The sequence below is a fragment of the Labrys sedimenti genome, from assembly GCF_034424805.1.
In the GTDB taxonomy this organism is placed as follows: domain Bacteria; phylum Pseudomonadota; class Alphaproteobacteria; order Rhizobiales; family Labraceae; genus Labrys; species Labrys sedimenti.
Window position 1 is genome coordinate 496,806 of record NZ_JAXOUF010000001.1, and the last position, 14,417, is coordinate 511,222.

The 14,417-nt window shown below is 64.8% G+C and carries 14 protein-coding genes; 11 read left to right on the plus strand and 3 right to left on the minus strand.

The annotated features are described in order from the left end of the window. The first annotated feature begins 20 nt into the window (after nt 1-20). The 5 genes from U1R88_RS02280 (at nt 21) to lipA (ending at nt 6,038) form a co-directional block, all read left to right on the plus strand. Entirely contained in the window at nt 21-1,400 is a 1,380-nt protein-coding gene (locus U1R88_RS02280) for a pyruvate dehydrogenase complex E1 component subunit beta (RefSeq protein ID WP_322429794.1), read from the plus strand. A 10-nt stretch (nt 1,401-1,410) separates the two neighbouring features. Further along, nucleotides 1,411-2,775 carry a pyruvate dehydrogenase complex dihydrolipoamide acetyltransferase gene (locus U1R88_RS02285; RefSeq protein ID WP_322429795.1) on the plus strand — a complete coding sequence of 455 codons (1,365 nt, stop codon included), beginning with the start codon at nt 1,411-1,413 and terminating at the stop codon, nt 2,773-2,775. A 134-nt stretch (nt 2,776-2,909) separates the two neighbouring features. Continuing rightward, nucleotides 2,910-3,323, plus strand: a complete 414-nt coding sequence (locus U1R88_RS02290; RefSeq protein WP_322429796.1) for a hypothetical protein — start codon at nt 2,910-2,912, stop codon at nt 3,321-3,323. A 182-nt stretch (nt 3,324-3,505) separates the two neighbouring features. Beyond that, nucleotides 3,506-4,945 (plus strand): dihydrolipoyl dehydrogenase, encoded by a 1,440-nt coding sequence (gene lpdA / locus U1R88_RS02295; protein WP_322429797.1) that lies wholly within the window; start codon nt 3,506-3,508, stop codon nt 4,943-4,945. Between the two features lie 133 nt (nt 4,946-5,078). Further along, complete coding sequence (gene lipA / locus U1R88_RS02300; protein WP_322429798.1) at nt 5,079-6,038, plus strand: lipoyl synthase; 960 nt, start codon at nt 5,079-5,081, stop codon at nt 6,036-6,038. Between the two features lie 45 nt (nt 6,039-6,083). Here lipA and U1R88_RS02305 read toward each other — a convergent pair whose 3' ends face one another. Next, nucleotides 6,084-7,004: a bifunctional helix-turn-helix transcriptional regulator/GNAT family N-acetyltransferase gene (locus U1R88_RS02305; RefSeq protein WP_322429799.1), complete on the minus strand. Its 921-nt coding sequence runs from the start codon at nt 7,002-7,004 to the stop codon at nt 6,084-6,086. A 158-nt stretch (nt 7,005-7,162) separates the two neighbouring features. Here U1R88_RS02305 and U1R88_RS02310 point away from each other — a divergent pair, with 158 nt between their 5' ends. Continuing rightward, the gene (locus U1R88_RS02310; protein WP_322429800.1) at nt 7,163-7,633 is read left to right on the plus strand and encodes a type II toxin-antitoxin system RatA family toxin; all 471 of its coding nucleotides are present in this window, start codon (nt 7,163-7,165) and stop codon (nt 7,631-7,633) included. Between the two features lie 12 nt (nt 7,634-7,645). Here the strand turns inward: U1R88_RS02310 and U1R88_RS02315 are convergent, their stop codons facing one another. Next, complete coding sequence (locus U1R88_RS02315; RefSeq protein WP_322429801.1) at nt 7,646-8,155, minus strand: CinA family protein; 510 nt, start codon at nt 8,153-8,155, stop codon at nt 7,646-7,648. A 20-nt stretch (nt 8,156-8,175) separates the two neighbouring features. Beyond that, nucleotides 8,176-9,369: a bifunctional 2-C-methyl-D-erythritol 4-phosphate cytidylyltransferase/2-C-methyl-D-erythritol 2,4-cyclodiphosphate synthase gene (locus U1R88_RS02320; RefSeq protein ID WP_322429802.1), complete on the minus strand. Its 1,194-nt coding sequence runs from the start codon at nt 9,367-9,369 to the stop codon at nt 8,176-8,178. A gap of 100 nt (nt 9,370-9,469) precedes the next feature. Here U1R88_RS02320 and U1R88_RS02325 point away from each other — a divergent pair, with 100 nt between their 5' ends. The 5 genes from U1R88_RS02325 to U1R88_RS02345 all read left to right on the plus strand — a co-directional run bounded on the left by U1R88_RS02325 (nt 9,470) and on the right by U1R88_RS02345 (nt 14,400). Next, nucleotides 9,470-10,585 carry a Ppx/GppA phosphatase family protein gene (locus tag U1R88_RS02325; protein WP_425545387.1) on the plus strand — a complete coding sequence of 372 codons (1,116 nt, stop codon included), beginning with the start codon at nt 9,470-9,472 and terminating at the stop codon, nt 10,583-10,585. Continuing rightward, nucleotides 10,582-11,334 carry an RlmE family RNA methyltransferase gene (locus U1R88_RS02330; protein WP_322429803.1) on the plus strand — a complete coding sequence of 251 codons (753 nt, stop codon included), beginning with the start codon at nt 10,582-10,584 and terminating at the stop codon, nt 11,332-11,334. Before U1R88_RS02325 ends, U1R88_RS02330 begins: the two co-directional genes overlap by 4 nt. Nucleotides 11,335-11,544: 210 nt before the next feature. Then, nucleotides 11,545-12,870 (plus strand): homoserine dehydrogenase, encoded by a 1,326-nt coding sequence (locus tag U1R88_RS02335; RefSeq protein ID WP_322430487.1) that lies wholly within the window; start codon nt 11,545-11,547, stop codon nt 12,868-12,870. 88 nt (nt 12,871-12,958) lie between these two features. After that, nucleotides 12,959-13,957 carry a class II fructose-bisphosphatase gene (gene glpX, locus U1R88_RS02340; RefSeq protein ID WP_068282496.1) on the plus strand — a complete coding sequence of 333 codons (999 nt, stop codon included), beginning with the start codon at nt 12,959-12,961 and terminating at the stop codon, nt 13,955-13,957. Then, a complete protein-coding gene (locus tag U1R88_RS02345; protein WP_322429804.1) occupies nt 13,957-14,400 on the plus strand; it encodes a GNAT family N-acetyltransferase in 444 nt (147 codons plus the stop codon). The genes glpX and U1R88_RS02345 overlap by 1 nt, the downstream gene beginning before the upstream one ends. Nucleotides 14,401-14,417: the final 17 nt, after the last annotated feature.

The following is a 14,417-nucleotide window of genomic DNA, read 5'->3' on the forward strand; positions in this document are numbered from 1 at the left end:
CTCCAGACTTCGAGGCACCCATGCCTGATATCCTGATGCCGGCCCTCTCTCCCACCATGGAGCAGGGCAAACTCTCCAAATGGCTTAAAAAGGAAGGCGATACCATCAAGTCCGGCGACGTGATCGCCGAGATCGAGACCGACAAGGCGACGATGGAAGTCGAAGCCGTCGACGAAGGCGTGCTCACGCAGATCCTGGTGCCCGAGGGCACGGACAACGTCGCCGTCAACACCAAGATCGCCTTCATCCAGGGTGAGGGCGAGGCCGCAGCGCCGGCCGCCTCCGCTCCGGCCCCGCAGCCTGCAGCTGCTCCCGCCGCGGCTCCGGCCGTTGCCGCTCCCGCCGTGGCACAGTCGGCGCCGGCCCCGGCGCCGGTTGAGGCCCATGATGCGTCCGGCGAGATCCCGGCCGGCACGGAATTTGTCACCCAGACGGTCCGCGAAGCGCTGCGCGACGCCATGGCGGAGGAAATGCGTCTCGACGCCAATGTCTTCGTCATCGGCGAAGAAGTGGCCGAGTACCAGGGGGCCTACAAGATCACCCAGGGCCTGCTGCAGGAGTTCGGGGCGCGCCGCGTCGTCGATACGCCGATCACCGAACACGGCTTCGCCGGCATCGCCACCGGCGCTGCGATGACGGGCCTGCGCCCGGTCGTGGAGTTCATGACCTTCAACTTCGCCATGCAGGCGATCGACCACATCATCAATTCAGCCGCCAAGACGCTCTATATGTCCGGCGGCCAGATGGGCTGCCCGATCGTGTTCCGTGGCCCCAACGGCGCCGCTGCCCGCGTGGGCGCTCAGCACAGCCAGGACTACGGGTCCTGGTACTCGCACGTTCCCGGCCTCAAGGTGGTGGCGCCCTATTCGGCCGCCGATGCCAAGGGTCTGCTCAAGGCCGCCATTCGCGACCCCAATCCGGTGATCTTCCTCGAGAACGAGATCCTCTACGGCCACAGCCATCCCGTGCCCAAGCTCGACGACTTCGTGCTGCCGATCGGCAAGGCCAAGGTGGTCAAGCCCGGCAAGGACGTGACGCTGGTCGCCTGGTCGATCGGCATGACCTATGCGCTCAAGGCTGCCGAAGCCCTGGCCGGCGAGGGGATCGACGTCGAGATCATCGACATGCGTTCGCTGCGCCCGCTCGACACCGATACGGTTATCGCCTCGGTGCAGAAGACAGGCCGCTGCGTGGTGGTCGAGGAAGGCTGGCAGCAATCGGGCGTGGGGTCGGAAATCGCCGCCCGCGTCAACGAGCAGGCCTTCGACTATCTCGATGCGCCGGTCGCGCGCGTTTCGGGCAAGGACGTACCGATGCCCTATGCCGCCAACCTCGAAAAGCTCGCTTTGCCGAGCGTGGCCGAAGTCGTCGGGGCGGCCAAAGCCGTCCTCTATCGCTGAGGAGTTGCCGATGCCCGTGAATGTATTGATGCCGGCTCTGTCTCCCACGATGGAGAAGGGCAACCTGGCCAAGTGGCTGAAGAAGGAAGGCGACACCATCAAGTCCGGTGACGTGCTGGCGGAGATCGAGACCGACAAGGCGACGATGGAAGTCGAGGCTGTCGACGAAGGCGTGCTGGCCAAGATCGTGGTGCCGGAAGGCACCGCCGATGTGCCGGTCAATGAACTCATCGCCGTGATCGCCGGTGAGGGCGAGGATGCCAAGGCGGTTGCTGCCGCTGGCGCCGCTCAGGCTCCCAAGGCTGCTGCTGCTCCGGCTCCCGCTGCTTCGAGCACTCCTGCTCCGGCTGCGCCAGCCGCCGCCCCTGCGCCAGCCGCTCCCGCTTCGGTGCCGGCAGCTGTTCCGTCCCAGGCCGGTGCGCGGATCTTCGCTTCGCCTTTGGCCAAGCGTCTTGCCAAGGAGGCAGGCCTCGACCTCGGCGCCATCCAGGGCTCCGGCCCGCATGGCCGCATCGTCGAGAAGGATGTGAAGGCCGCCATCGCAGGCGGTGGCGCCAAGGCGGCGCCCGCTGCTGCACCGGCCCAGGCCGCGGCGGCTCCCCAGGCGGCACCCGCGCCGGCTGCGCCGGCCGGTGCAGCCGACGAGACCACCAAGAAGCTGTTTGCGCCTGGTTCCTTCGAGGAGATCCCGCATGACGGCATGCGCAAGACCATTGCGCGCCGCCTGACGGAGGCCAAATCGACCATCCCGCATTTCTACCTGACGGTGGAAGTCGAGATCGACGCGCTGCTGGCCCTGCGCGAGCAGATCAACCATGGCGCGCCGCTGACCAAGGAAGGCAAGCCCGCCTTCAAGGTCTCGGTGAACGACATGGTGATCAAGGCCTATGCGCTGGCGCTCAAGGCCGTGCCGGATGCCAATGTCTCCTGGACCGATGGCGCCATGCTCAAGCACAAGCATGCCGATGTCGGCGTCGCCGTCTCCATACCTGGCGGACTGATCACGCCGATCATCCGCGCTGCGGAGAGCAAGACGCTGTCGGCCATCTCCAATGAGATGAAGGACCTGGCCGCCCGGGCAAAGAGCCGCAAGCTCAAGCCCGAGGAATATCAGGGCGGCACCGGTTCGGTCTCCAATCTCGGCATGTTCGGGGTGAAATCGTTCGCGGCCATCGTCAATCCGCCGCACGCCACCATCCTGGCGGTCGGCGCCGGCATCAAGCAGCCGGTGGTGCAGGGTGGCGAGGTCAAGGTGGCGACCGTCATGTCGCTGACGCTTTCCACCGACCATCGCGCCGTCGATGGCGCATTGGGCGCCGAACTGATGCAGGCCTTCAAGGGCTATATCGAAAAGCCCATGGGGATGCTGGTTTGAGCGGCAGGGCCGCAGGACGGGTTTGGGGACCAGGTATCGCAATCCTGGCGCTGGCGGCAGGCCTTGGGGGCTGCAACACCCCGGGCCTGGTCGAAAAACCTGTCGTTGCAGCCCCGCCCAAGCCTGAACCAACCATGGATCAGGCACGCGAGATCGCCATGTCCGGCATCGCTTCTATCGGCGACGGTTATCGCGTCACGCTTGATCCGGATGGCTCGGGCCGGGCCTGGCGGGATGGCGTTCCCGGCGTGGTCCCGGTAGCCTGGAGCGTGCTGGATTCGAGCAAGACCACGCTTGATCGCCCGTCGGCCCCCGGCCAGCCTGCCGCCGCGCCGGCGATCGATCCCGCCACCGGACAGCCGCTCCCCCAGCAGGGAACGGGCAAGCCCGTGATCTGCGTGGAGCTGCCGCGAACCCTCAATATCGCGACGGGGTATTACAAATGCGCCTTCGCCCGCGATTGGAAGACCCAGCCCCGGACCTCGCCTGCGGGGGCGGCGCCGGCCGCGACGACCCCAACGCCGGCGGCTGCAGCCAATGCAGGCTAGAGCAAAGTGCGATTTCTCTGGATCGCACTTTCTCTCCAACTCTTTGTTTCGATGCGTTTTCTTGATCAAAAGCACTGTCAATTTTTCTGGAAAACGCTCCAGCGGACGATCTGAGACCTGATTTCCGGCCCGATGCCGAGACGACGAGCGTTCCCGGCGCCAGGCCCAAGAGGAGACCCCAAATGAGTTCCTACGACGTCATCGTGATCGGCTCAGGCCCCGGCGGTTACGTCACCGCCATTCGTGCCGCCCAGCTCGGCCTCAAGACGGCCGTGGTGGAGCGCGAGCATCTGGGCGGCATCTGTCTCAACTGGGGCTGCATCCCGACCAAGGCGCTGCTGCGCTCGGCCGAGGTGCTGCACAATTCCCAGCACGCCAAGGATTTCGGCCTCGTGCTCAACGGTTCGGTCTCGGCCGATGTCGGCGCCGTGGTGAAGCGTTCGCGCGGCGTCTCCGCCCAGCTCGCTACCGGTGTCGGCTTCCTCCTGAAGAAGAACAAGGTCGACGTGATCTGGGGCGAGGCCGAGATCACCAAGCCCGGCGAGATCGTGGTCAAGGCTTCGACCAAGTCGGTGCAGGGGCCGGCCATCCCGGCGCCGAAGGGCGCGCAGGGCCCCGGGACCTACCAGGCCAAGAACATCATCGTCGCCACTGGCGCCCGCCCGCGCGTGCTGCCCGGCCTGGAGCCGGACAAGAAGCTGATCTGGACCTATTTCGACGCCATGGTGCCGCCGGACATGCCCAAGTCGCTGATCGTGGTCGGCTCGGGTGCCATCGGCATCGAATTCGCCTCCTTCTATCGCACCCTCGGTGCCGAGGTGACGGTGGTCGAAGTGCTGCCGCAGATCCTGCCGGTCGAGGATGAGGAAATCGCAGCCCATGCGCGCAAGCGCTTCGAGAAGGCCGGCATGAAGATCCTCTCCAACGCCAAAGTGACCAAGGTCGAAAAGACCGCCAATTCGGTCAAGGCGACGGTGGAGACGGCCGACGGCAAGTCCCAGGTGATCGAGGCCGACCGCATGATCTCGGCTGTCGGCGTGGTCGGCAATATCGAGAATCTCGGCCTGGAGAAGCTCGGCGTAAAGACCGATCGTGGCTGCGTGGTGGTCGATGGTTTCGGCAAGACCAATGTGCCGGGTATCTTCGCCATCGGCGACGTTGCCGGCCCGCCGATGCTGGCGCACAAGGCCGAGCATGAGGGCGTGGTCTGCGTCGAGGCGATCGCCGGCAAGAACCCGCACGCCTTCGAGAAGGACAAGATCCCCGGCTGCACCTATTGCACGCCGCAGATCGCCAGCGTCGGCCTGACCGAGAAGAAGGCCAAGGACGCGGGCTATGCCGTCAAGGTCGGCCGCTTCCCCTTCATCGGTAACGGCAAGGCGATCGCTCTCGGCGAACCCGAGGGCCTGGTCAAGACGGTGTTCGACGCCAAGACCGGCCGGCTGCTGGGCGCCCATATGGTCGGTGCCGAGGTGACCGAACTGATCCAGGGCTTCGTGATCGCCATGAACCTGGAGACCACCGAGGAAGACCTCATGCATGCGGTGTTCCCGCATCCGACCCTGTCGGAAATGATGCATGAGAGCGTCCTGGACGCCTATGGTCGCGCCATCCATATGTAAATTGAGCGCACGACCTGCACGCATGCCGGCGAAAAGCAGGCATGCGTGTGGGAGAGGCTAGCCGGGCTTGCCCGGCAATGGTGAAGCGCAGGCTTTCCTGATATATCGGCCTCAATGAAGCGAAAGGCTTGTCATGGCTGTCGTCCTCGATCTCCTCAACAACGACAATCGGCCGCGCCATCCCGAGAAGGCGCACCGGCCGGATCAGCCCATGCTGCGCAAGCCGGACTGGATCCGCGTGAAGGCACCGGGATCGCCGGGCTGGCGGGATACCCAGGCCATCGTCAAGGAGAACAAGCTCGTCACCGTCTGCGAAGAAGCGGGCTGCCCCAATATCGGTGAGTGCTGGGACAAGAAGCACGCCACCTTCATGATCATGGGCGACACCTGCACGCGGGCCTGCGCTTTCTGCAACGTCAAGACCGGCATGCCCGGGCCGCTCGATCCCATGGAGCCCGAGCATACCGGCATCGCCGTGGCCAAGCTCGGCCTCAGCCATGTGGTGATCACCTCGGTGGATCGCGACGATCTCAAGGATGGCGGTGCCCAGCATTTCGCCGAGGTGATCAAGGCGATCCGCCACCATTCGCCCGGCACCACCATCGAGATCCTGACGCCCGACTTTCTACGCAAGGAAGGCGCGCTCGAGATCGTGGTGGCGGCCAAGCCCGATGTGTTCAATCACAATATGGAAACGGTCGCTTCCAATTACCTCACTGTCCGCCCCGGCGCGCGCTACTTCCATTCGATGCGGCTGCTGCAGCGGGTGAAGGAGCTCGACCCCTCCATCTTCACCAAGTCCGGCATCATGGTCGGCCTCGGCGAGAAGCGGAACGAGGTCCTGCAGCTGATGGACGATCTGCGCTCGGCCAATGTGGACTTCATCACCATCGGCCAGTATCTGGCGCCGTCCCGCAAGCATCATCCGGTGGTGGCCTACATCACGCCGGACGAGTTCAAGAGCTATGAGACGGTGGCCTATACCAAGGGCTTCCTGATGGTCTCCTCCTCGCCGCTGACGCGTTCGTCCCACCATGCCGGCGACGACTTCGCCCGGCTGAAGGCCAATCGGGCAGCCAAGCTCGGACGCTGATTCCGGCTGCCGGACCCGCAGCGCGGATCGGACTGGAGACCGGGATCAGCGCTCGAGATCCAGCGTCCAGGTCTGGCCGACGAGGGTCTTGCCGAAGGAATGGTGCTGGTTCTCCTCGACCAGGCGAAACCCTTCCGCCTGGTAGATCCGGCGCGCAGCCGTCAGGATGTCGTTGGTCCACAGCGTCACGGTAGCGTAGCCAAGCTCGCGGGCACGCTCGATGCAGGTGCGCACCAGTCTCTTGCCGAGCCCATGTCCGCGCGCGCTCGGATCGACATAAAGCAAACGCAGCTTGGCTATAGAGGGCGTATCGCTCTTCATCAGGAAGATCGAGCCGACGATCTGCCCGTCCAGTTCGGCGATCCAGGCGTCCTCGCGAGCAGGATCGAAATTGGCGACAAAATCACCCAGGATGGTGGCGACCAGCCCTTCATAGGTCCAATCCCAATCATATTCCTGGTGGTAGAGCTGGGCTTGGCGATGGATAACCCAGCCGAGGTCCCCGGGTCTCGGCTTTCGAAGCCTGACGGGCTGTGGCGACCGCTCACCCGGAGTGAGCAGTTTCTTGATCTCCTGCATGGCGCCCACGAGCTGGCTGCGATCGTTCTCTGCGAGGGGAGCCATCAGCTCGTCGAGCTGCGCGGTGGTGCCGGCTTCGAGCTCCGCGAAAGCCCGGCGGCCGGCGGGCGTCAAAGACAGGAGATCACGGCGGGCATGGGCCGGATCGGTCCGGCTTTCGACCAGCCCGCCCGTCCGAAGGCGGGCGACTATGCGGCTGAGATGCGCCTTGTCCATGTCGAGACGCCGGCCGATTTCCGCCGCGGTCTGTTCACCGGCGGTGGCGAGTTCGTAGAGCACGCGTGCTTCCGGCAAGGGGAAGGCACTGGCAGGCAGATGACGATCGAGCAGGCGCAGCTTGTGGGTATAGAAGCGGTTGAAGTCGCGGATAGCGTCGATGACGGACATAGGCGGAGCCATTCAATGTTGACTTAGTCAACATTGAAGTCTGAGGTCGTTTTGTCAAACGAAATCGCAGCCCGGCTCCGCCCTTCGCGGCCCGAACGCCGCGATTAAACTGTTTTGCCCGCTGGCCGATCCCTATATGAAGGCATCGGAGTTTGATCATGCCCTCTTTCCGTACCACGCGCCGCGTCAAGCATTCGCCTGCCGACATGTTCGATCTGGTGGCCGATGTCGAAAAATACCCGCTCTTTGTGCCGCTCTGCTCGGCGCTGCGGGTGCGCAGCCGCCAGTCGCAGGACGATGGTCGGCTCGTCATGGTCGCCGACATGACAGTGGCCTACAAGCTGATCCGTGAGACCTTCGCCAGCCGCGTGACCATGGACAGGGACAAACTGCAGATCCTCGTCGAATATCTCGACGGTCCTTTCAGCCATCTGGAGAACCGCTGGTCCTTCAAGGACGACGGGGCGGGAGGCTGCGTCGTCGAGTTCTTCATCGACTACAGTTTCCGCTCCCGCACGCTCGGCATGCTGATGGGCGCGATGTTCGAGGCCGCCTTCCGTCGTTTCGCCGAGGCCTTCGAGAAAAGGGCGGATGTCGTCTATGGCCGCAAGGCAATCGCGGCATCCTAGAGCAAGGCGGGTTTAGACGGTAACCCTGATCTCGCCTACAAGCCTCAGCAGGAGGTCGAGAGCCTGCTCCACCGCTTGCCTGCGGATCTCCGAGCGTGACAGTTCGCCGAAGCGGCGCTCGACATGCAGGCGCGGTCCTTGCCGGCTCCAGGCGGCGAAATGAACGAGACCCACAGGCTTGGTGGCCGTGCCGCCGCCTGGGCCGGCAACGCCGGTGATCGCCACGGCCAGTCCGGCTCGCGAATGGAGCACTGCTCCCTCCGCCATGGCGAAGGCGACGCTTTCGCTCACCGCGCCATCCCGTTCGATCAGGGCCGGCGGCACGCCGAGCATCTGCGCCTTCGCTTCGTTGGAATAGGTGACGAAGCCGCGGTCCACCACGTCGGACGAGCCGGGAATGGCGGTGAGGGCGCCCGCCACCAGTCCGCCGGTGCATGATTCCGCCGTCGCGACCATAAGGCCCTTGGCACGGCAGGCTACGAGCACCTTGGTGGCCTGTTCGAAGAAGATCTCGTCATTCATGGCCGGTATCCTCACTCCGATTAGCCCCAGGGCAGCCGCACTGTCGCCGATGCCATGGCGGCGATGCCTTCGCGCCGGCCGGTAAAGCCCAGCCCCTCGGTGGTGGTCGCCTTGACGCCCACCCGGTCGACAGCAATTCCGGCGATCTCGGCGATGCGTGCCCGCATGGCGTCGCGATGCGGCCCGATCTTCGGCGCCTCGCACAGCAGCGTGACGTCGAGATGGGCGATGGCGCCACCGCGCGCCCGCACCAGGCCGGAGGCATGGGCCAGAAAGCGATCGGACGAGGCACCCTTCCATTGCGGATCGGAAGGCGGAAAATGCGAGCCGATATCGCCGTCGCCGATCGCACCGAGAATGGCGTCGGTCAGGGCATGCAGGCCGACATCGGCATCCGAATGTCCCTTCAACGTGTGGTCGTGGGAGATTTTCAGGCCGTTGAGCCAGACGTGGTCACCCGCGGCGAAAGCATGGACGTCGAAACCCGTTCCCGTCCGGACGTCGCCGAGGGCGGCCAGTTCGTTGGCAGCCTGTTCCGCACGCTGGAAGTCGTTTTCGGTCGTCAGTTTCATGTTGGTCGCTTCGCCTTCGAAGATGTGGAGAGGATGACCGGCCCATTCGGCCACGGCGCCATCGTCGGTCAATGTCTCGATTCCGGCTTCGGCTGCCGCGAGATGGGAGGACAGGATCAGGTCGAAACCGAAGGCCTGTGGCGTCTGGACGGCGCGCAGGAGGCTGCGTTCAGGCGTCGCCTTGACCCGGCCGTCCATATCGATCTGCTTGATGGTATCCGTGACAGCCAGCCCTGGCACGGCGGCTCCGTGCGCGCGTGCCGCCTCGATCGCCCGGTCGATCAAAGCGGGGCTGGCGAAGGGGCGTGCTGCGTCATGCAGCAGCACGATATCGGGCCTGTCGCCGATCAGCGCCTTCAGCCCGGCGAGGCAGGACGCCTGCCTGGTGCTGCCGCCGAGAACGGAGCCCGCCTGCTTGCTGATTCCCGCGGAGCTGGTCGCAAAGAGGTCCTCGTCTCCCGCGCCGATCACCGTGACGATGCTGTCGATGGCGGGATGCTGTTCGAAAAGGGCGAGAGTGCGTGCGAGGACGCTTCTTCCTCCCAGCAGGCGATACTGCTTGGGAACGGCGCCGCCGACACGCGATCCGCGTCCTGCTGCGACGATCAGTGCCGCCACGCGCAATTTGGCTGGAGCCTTCATGATCTTGATAACACGAACATAGATGGAATTCTTTCTCGCCACCGGCGCGGAACTTGTTACACTCGCAAGCGAAGTGGCGAAATGCCTGTGGCGCAGGAAAATTGCGACCGGGCACGGTCAAGGTAGTATTTTGGTGGATCGAAGTTTGGAGGCACAAGCGCCTCGGTCGAGTGAGGGTGCACATCTATCCGTGCCGCAATTACGGCAAGGAGAGCAGGCGCGCCGTCACCACACCTATGCCGCGCTTGATCTTGGCACGAATAATTGCCGCCTTCTGGTTGCGCGCCCGACGGGAGAGGGATTTCGTGTCATCGATGCCTTTTCGCGCATTGTCCGGCTCGGAGAAGGACTGGGTGCCAGCGGCAGCCTGCATATCAACGCCATGGGGCGGGCTGTCGATGCCCTGGCCGTCTGTGCGCAGAAGATGCGGGACCGCCGCGTCGACCGGGCGAGGCTGATCGCCACGGAGGCCTGCCGCGCCGCCGACAACGGATTGCTCTTCGTCGAGCGTGTGCTGAAGGAAACCGGGCTCGATCTCGAGATCGTCGACCGGGAGACCGAGGCCCGGCTGGCTGCTGCCGGCTGCATTCCGCTGATCGATCGCAATCTCGATGGGGTGGTGCTCTTCGACATCGGCGGCGGGTCTTCGGAAATCGTCTGGCTCGACATCGATCCGACCGACCGGAACAGGCAGCCCAGGGTGCGCGGCTGGACGTCGCTTCCCGTCGGGGTGGTGACTCTCTCCGAGCGCCATGGCGGCGTCAGGGTGACGCGCGAGAGTTTCGAACGCATGGTGGACGATGTATCGGGCATGCTCGCCTCGTTCTCGCATCGGGAGGCTATCGCCAGGCGCGTCGGGCGCCTGCATTTGCTGGGCACTTCGGGCACGGTGACCACCATGGCCGGCATTCACCTGGAACTGCCCCGCTATGACCGGCGCCGGGTGGATGGCTTGTGGATGTCGCGCGGCGAGATCGACAACGTGCTCGAACGTCTCCTGGACATGACCTATGAGGAGCGCGTCGCCAATGCCTGCATCGGCCCTGAAAGGGCCGATCTGGTGATGGCCGGATGCGCCATTTTCGAGGCCATTCGGCGGGCTTTTCCCTGTGAACGATTGCGCGTGGCCGATCGGGGCCTGCGCGAAGGATTATTGGTGCAGATGATGCAGGAGGACCGTGTCTGGCGTCACAACGGTGCGGGGCGCAATCCGTGAGTGGTGGAGCAGGCAAGGGCGGTGGTCCCGGCAAGGGCAAGAACAACTCCGGCCGGGGCAGTGGCGCGCGCGAACTGGGCGTGCGGCTGAAGACGGCGCGGGGACGTACCCATTCCTCGCAGCTCTGGCTCGAGCGCCAGCTCAATGACCCCTATGTCGCCCGCGCCAAGCGTGAGGGACGGCGCTCGCGCGCGATATACAAGCTGATCGAGATCAACGACAAGGCCAAGCTGCTCAAGCCGGGCCAGCGTGTGCTCGACCTCGGCGCGGCCCCCGGCGGCTGGTCGCAACTGGCGGCGGAGATCACCGATTCCGTCAATGGCCGCGGCAAGGTGGTTGCGATCGACCTCCTGCCCATCGATCCCATTCCGGGCGTCGATTTCGAGCAGATGGATTTCATGGACGATGCCGCACCGGATAGATTGAAGACGATGCTCGGCGGCCCGGCCGATCTTGTCCTGTCCGACATGGCCGCCAACACGGTGGGCCATCGCGCCACCGACCATCTGCGCATCATCGCGCTGGTCGAGGCGGCGGCCTATTTTGCCGTGGAAGTGCTGGCGCCGGGCGGAGCCTTCCTCGCCAAGGTCTTCCAGGGGGGCACCGAAGGCGATGTCCTCACCTTGCTCAAGCGCGACTTCGCGGTGGTGAAGCATTTGAAGCCGGCGGCGAGCCGCGCAGGTTCCAGCGAGATGTATGTGCTGGCCACCGGATTCCGGGGCCGGAAGGAAACCGATTCCGTCGATTGAGGTTCGATTCCCGGGAGCGCGGGCGTTCTGTTCGCCTTTTCCTTCGCTATTCGCGCGGGTTCCAGTAGCGGGTTGGATGCCTTGCCGCTCCCCGGAAACGCGCTCTATCCATCAAAGTTGGAAAGTTCATCGCGAGAAATCCCTGTCTGGATGACTTGATCCCGGCAGCGCGCCATTGCACAAGTGCGCAATCTCAAGTTCGGACTGATGATGGCTGATCCTCTTAAAATCGGTATTGCCGGCCTTGGCACCGTCGGTGCCTCCACCATTCGCCTTCTCGATCGTCGCGCCAATGCGCTTGCCGCCAGTTGCGGCCGGGGCGTGACGGTTACCGCCGTTTCCGCCCGCTCGCGAACGCGCGACCGCGGCCTGCCGATGGAGCGCTTTCGCTGGTTCGACGATCCGATCGCCCTGGCCTGCGATCCCGGAATCGACGTCTTCGTCGAATTGATGGGCGGCGAGGAGGGCGCGGCGCATGAGGCGGTGAAGGCGGCTCTCGATGCCGGCAAACCCGTGGTCACCGCCAACAAGGCTCTGCTGGCACGCCACGGCGTCGATCTTGCCAGGCGGGCCGAGAAGGCCGGCGTCGCGCTCAATTTCGAGGCAGCGGTCGCCGGCGGCGTGCCGATCATCAAGACGTTGCGCGAAGCTCTGATCGGCAACAATATCGATCGCGTCTATGGCATCCTGAACGGTACCTGCAACTACATCCTGACCAAGATGGAGGCCGAGGGTTTGTCCTTCGATGCCTGCCTGAAGGAGGCGCAGCGCCTGGGTTATGCCGAGGCCGACCCCACTTTCGACATTGGCGGCTTCGATACCGCCCATAAGCTCGCTTTGCTCACCAGCCTCGCCTTCGGCACGCAGGTGAATGCCGATGCCATCCATGTCGAGGGCATCGAGCGCATCACCACCGAGGACCTGCTGGCTGCCGACGAGCTTGGCTATCGCGTCAAGCTGCTGGGTGTCGCCACGCGCTCCGAAGCCGGCGTGGAGCAGCGCGTCCACCCCACCATGGTGCCGAAATCGACCCCGATCGCGCAGGTCAACGGCGTCACCAATGCGGTGGCCATCGATGCCGACGCCGTGCCGGAACTGACCCTGGTCGGCCCGGGAGCCGGTGGCGAGGCCACGGCCTCTGCCGTGGTCGGCGACATCGCCGATATTGCGCGGGGCCAGGCCGGTGCGCCGTTCGGGCGCAAGACCGGCGATCTCGAACCCTTGCCGGCCGCTGCCATGCAGGCCCATAAGGGCGGGTACTATGTTCGCCTTTCGGTGGCGGACAGGCCGGGTGCCGCGGCGGGCATCGCCACGCGCATGGCCGAGCGCGGGATCTCGCTGGAGTCGATCGTGCAGAAGCACCGCGGCGGCAAGGTCTATGGCGGTGACGATCCGAGCAAGGTCGCCGGCGCCGTGCCCGTCATCCTCATCACCTATGCCACGACCGAAGCCGATATTCGCGGAGCCGTCGATGCCATGGTTGCCGATGGCTACATCGTGGAAACGCCGCAATTGATCCGCATCGAGCGCGAGTAAGCAGCATCCCAGGGCGTGTCGCCAGGCAGGTTTTCTGCCTCGGACGCCAAGCCATAACTGACGACACACTCTAACAACGGAGGAAGCCATGTCGGAGATTATTCAGGTCAAGCCGACGGATGTCATCGAGCGCATCCTTTCCCTTGAACTGGTCCGTGTGACCGAACGCGCCGCCGTTGCCTCGGCATTGCTGCGTGGACGAGGGGATGAAAAGGCCGCCGACAAGGCGGCGGTCGACGCCATGCGGCGCGAGCTCAACAAGATGCCGATCGACGGCACCGTGGTGATCGGCGAAGGCGAGCGCGACGAGGCGCCGATGCTGTTCATCGGCGAGAAGGTCGGCAACGGCCTGGGCCCGAAAGTCGACATCGCCGTCGACCCGCTGGAAGGCACCACGCTCTGCGCCAAGGACATGCCGGGTTCGATCGCGGTGATGGCGATGGCCTCGGCCGGTTCGCTCCTCAACGCACCGGACGTCTATATGGACAAGATCGCCATCGGCCCCGGTTATGCCGAGGGTGTCGTCGATCTCGACGCCAGTGTGGAAGACAATCTGCATGCCCTGGCCAAGGCCAAGGGCGTCAAGCCGCGCGAACTGACGGCGCTGGTGCTCGATCGTCCGCGCCACGCGCCGATCATCGAGGCGATCCGCAAGGTCGGCGCCTCGATCCGCGTCATCACCGACGGCGATGTTGCAGGCGTCATCTTCACCACCAATGCGCATGAGACCGGCATCGACATCTATCTGGGCATTGGCGGCGCTCCTGAAGGCGTGCTGGCAGCTGCGGCGCTGCGCTGTGTCGGCGGCCAGATGCAGGGGCGCCTCATCCTCGACACCGAGGCCAAACGCGAGCGTGCCCTGAAGATGGGCGTCACCGACCCGAGGCGCAAATACAAGATGGAGGAACTCGCCTCCGGGGACGTCATCGTTGCCGCGACCGGCGTGACCGACGGGGCTCTGCTCCAGGGCGTGAAGTTCCGCGGGCCCGTGATCACCACCGAGACGGTGATCTACCGTTCGCTCAACGGCACGGTGCGCCGCATCCATGGCGAACATCGCCAGATGTCGAAATTCAATCTCGACTGATGGATATCCGTGCGCTCACGGCCGAGGAACGCCCTGCCTGGGAACCGCTCTGGCAGGGTTACCTCACTTTCTACAAGGCGTCGGTGCCCGAGGAGACGACGGCACTGACCTGGGCGCGGTTCCACGACCCCGCCGAGCCGATGTCTGCCTATGGCGCCTTCATCGACGGCAGGCTGGCCGGCATCGTGCATCTGATCCTGCATCGCTCGACCTGGACGCCGGGCCCCTATTGTTATCTGCAGGACCTGTTTACGGCCGAATGGGCTCGCCGCCGGGGTGTCGCCCGCGGCCTGATCGAATGGTCGTATCAGGAAGCCACGCGCTGCGGCGCCAGCCGCATCTATTGGCTGACGCATGAAAGCAATGTCGAGGCCCAGGCCGTCTACGACCAGGTGGCATCCCGTTCGGGCTTCATCCAGTATCGGAAGATGCTGCCGGCCTGAACGGCCGGCAGGCCTTG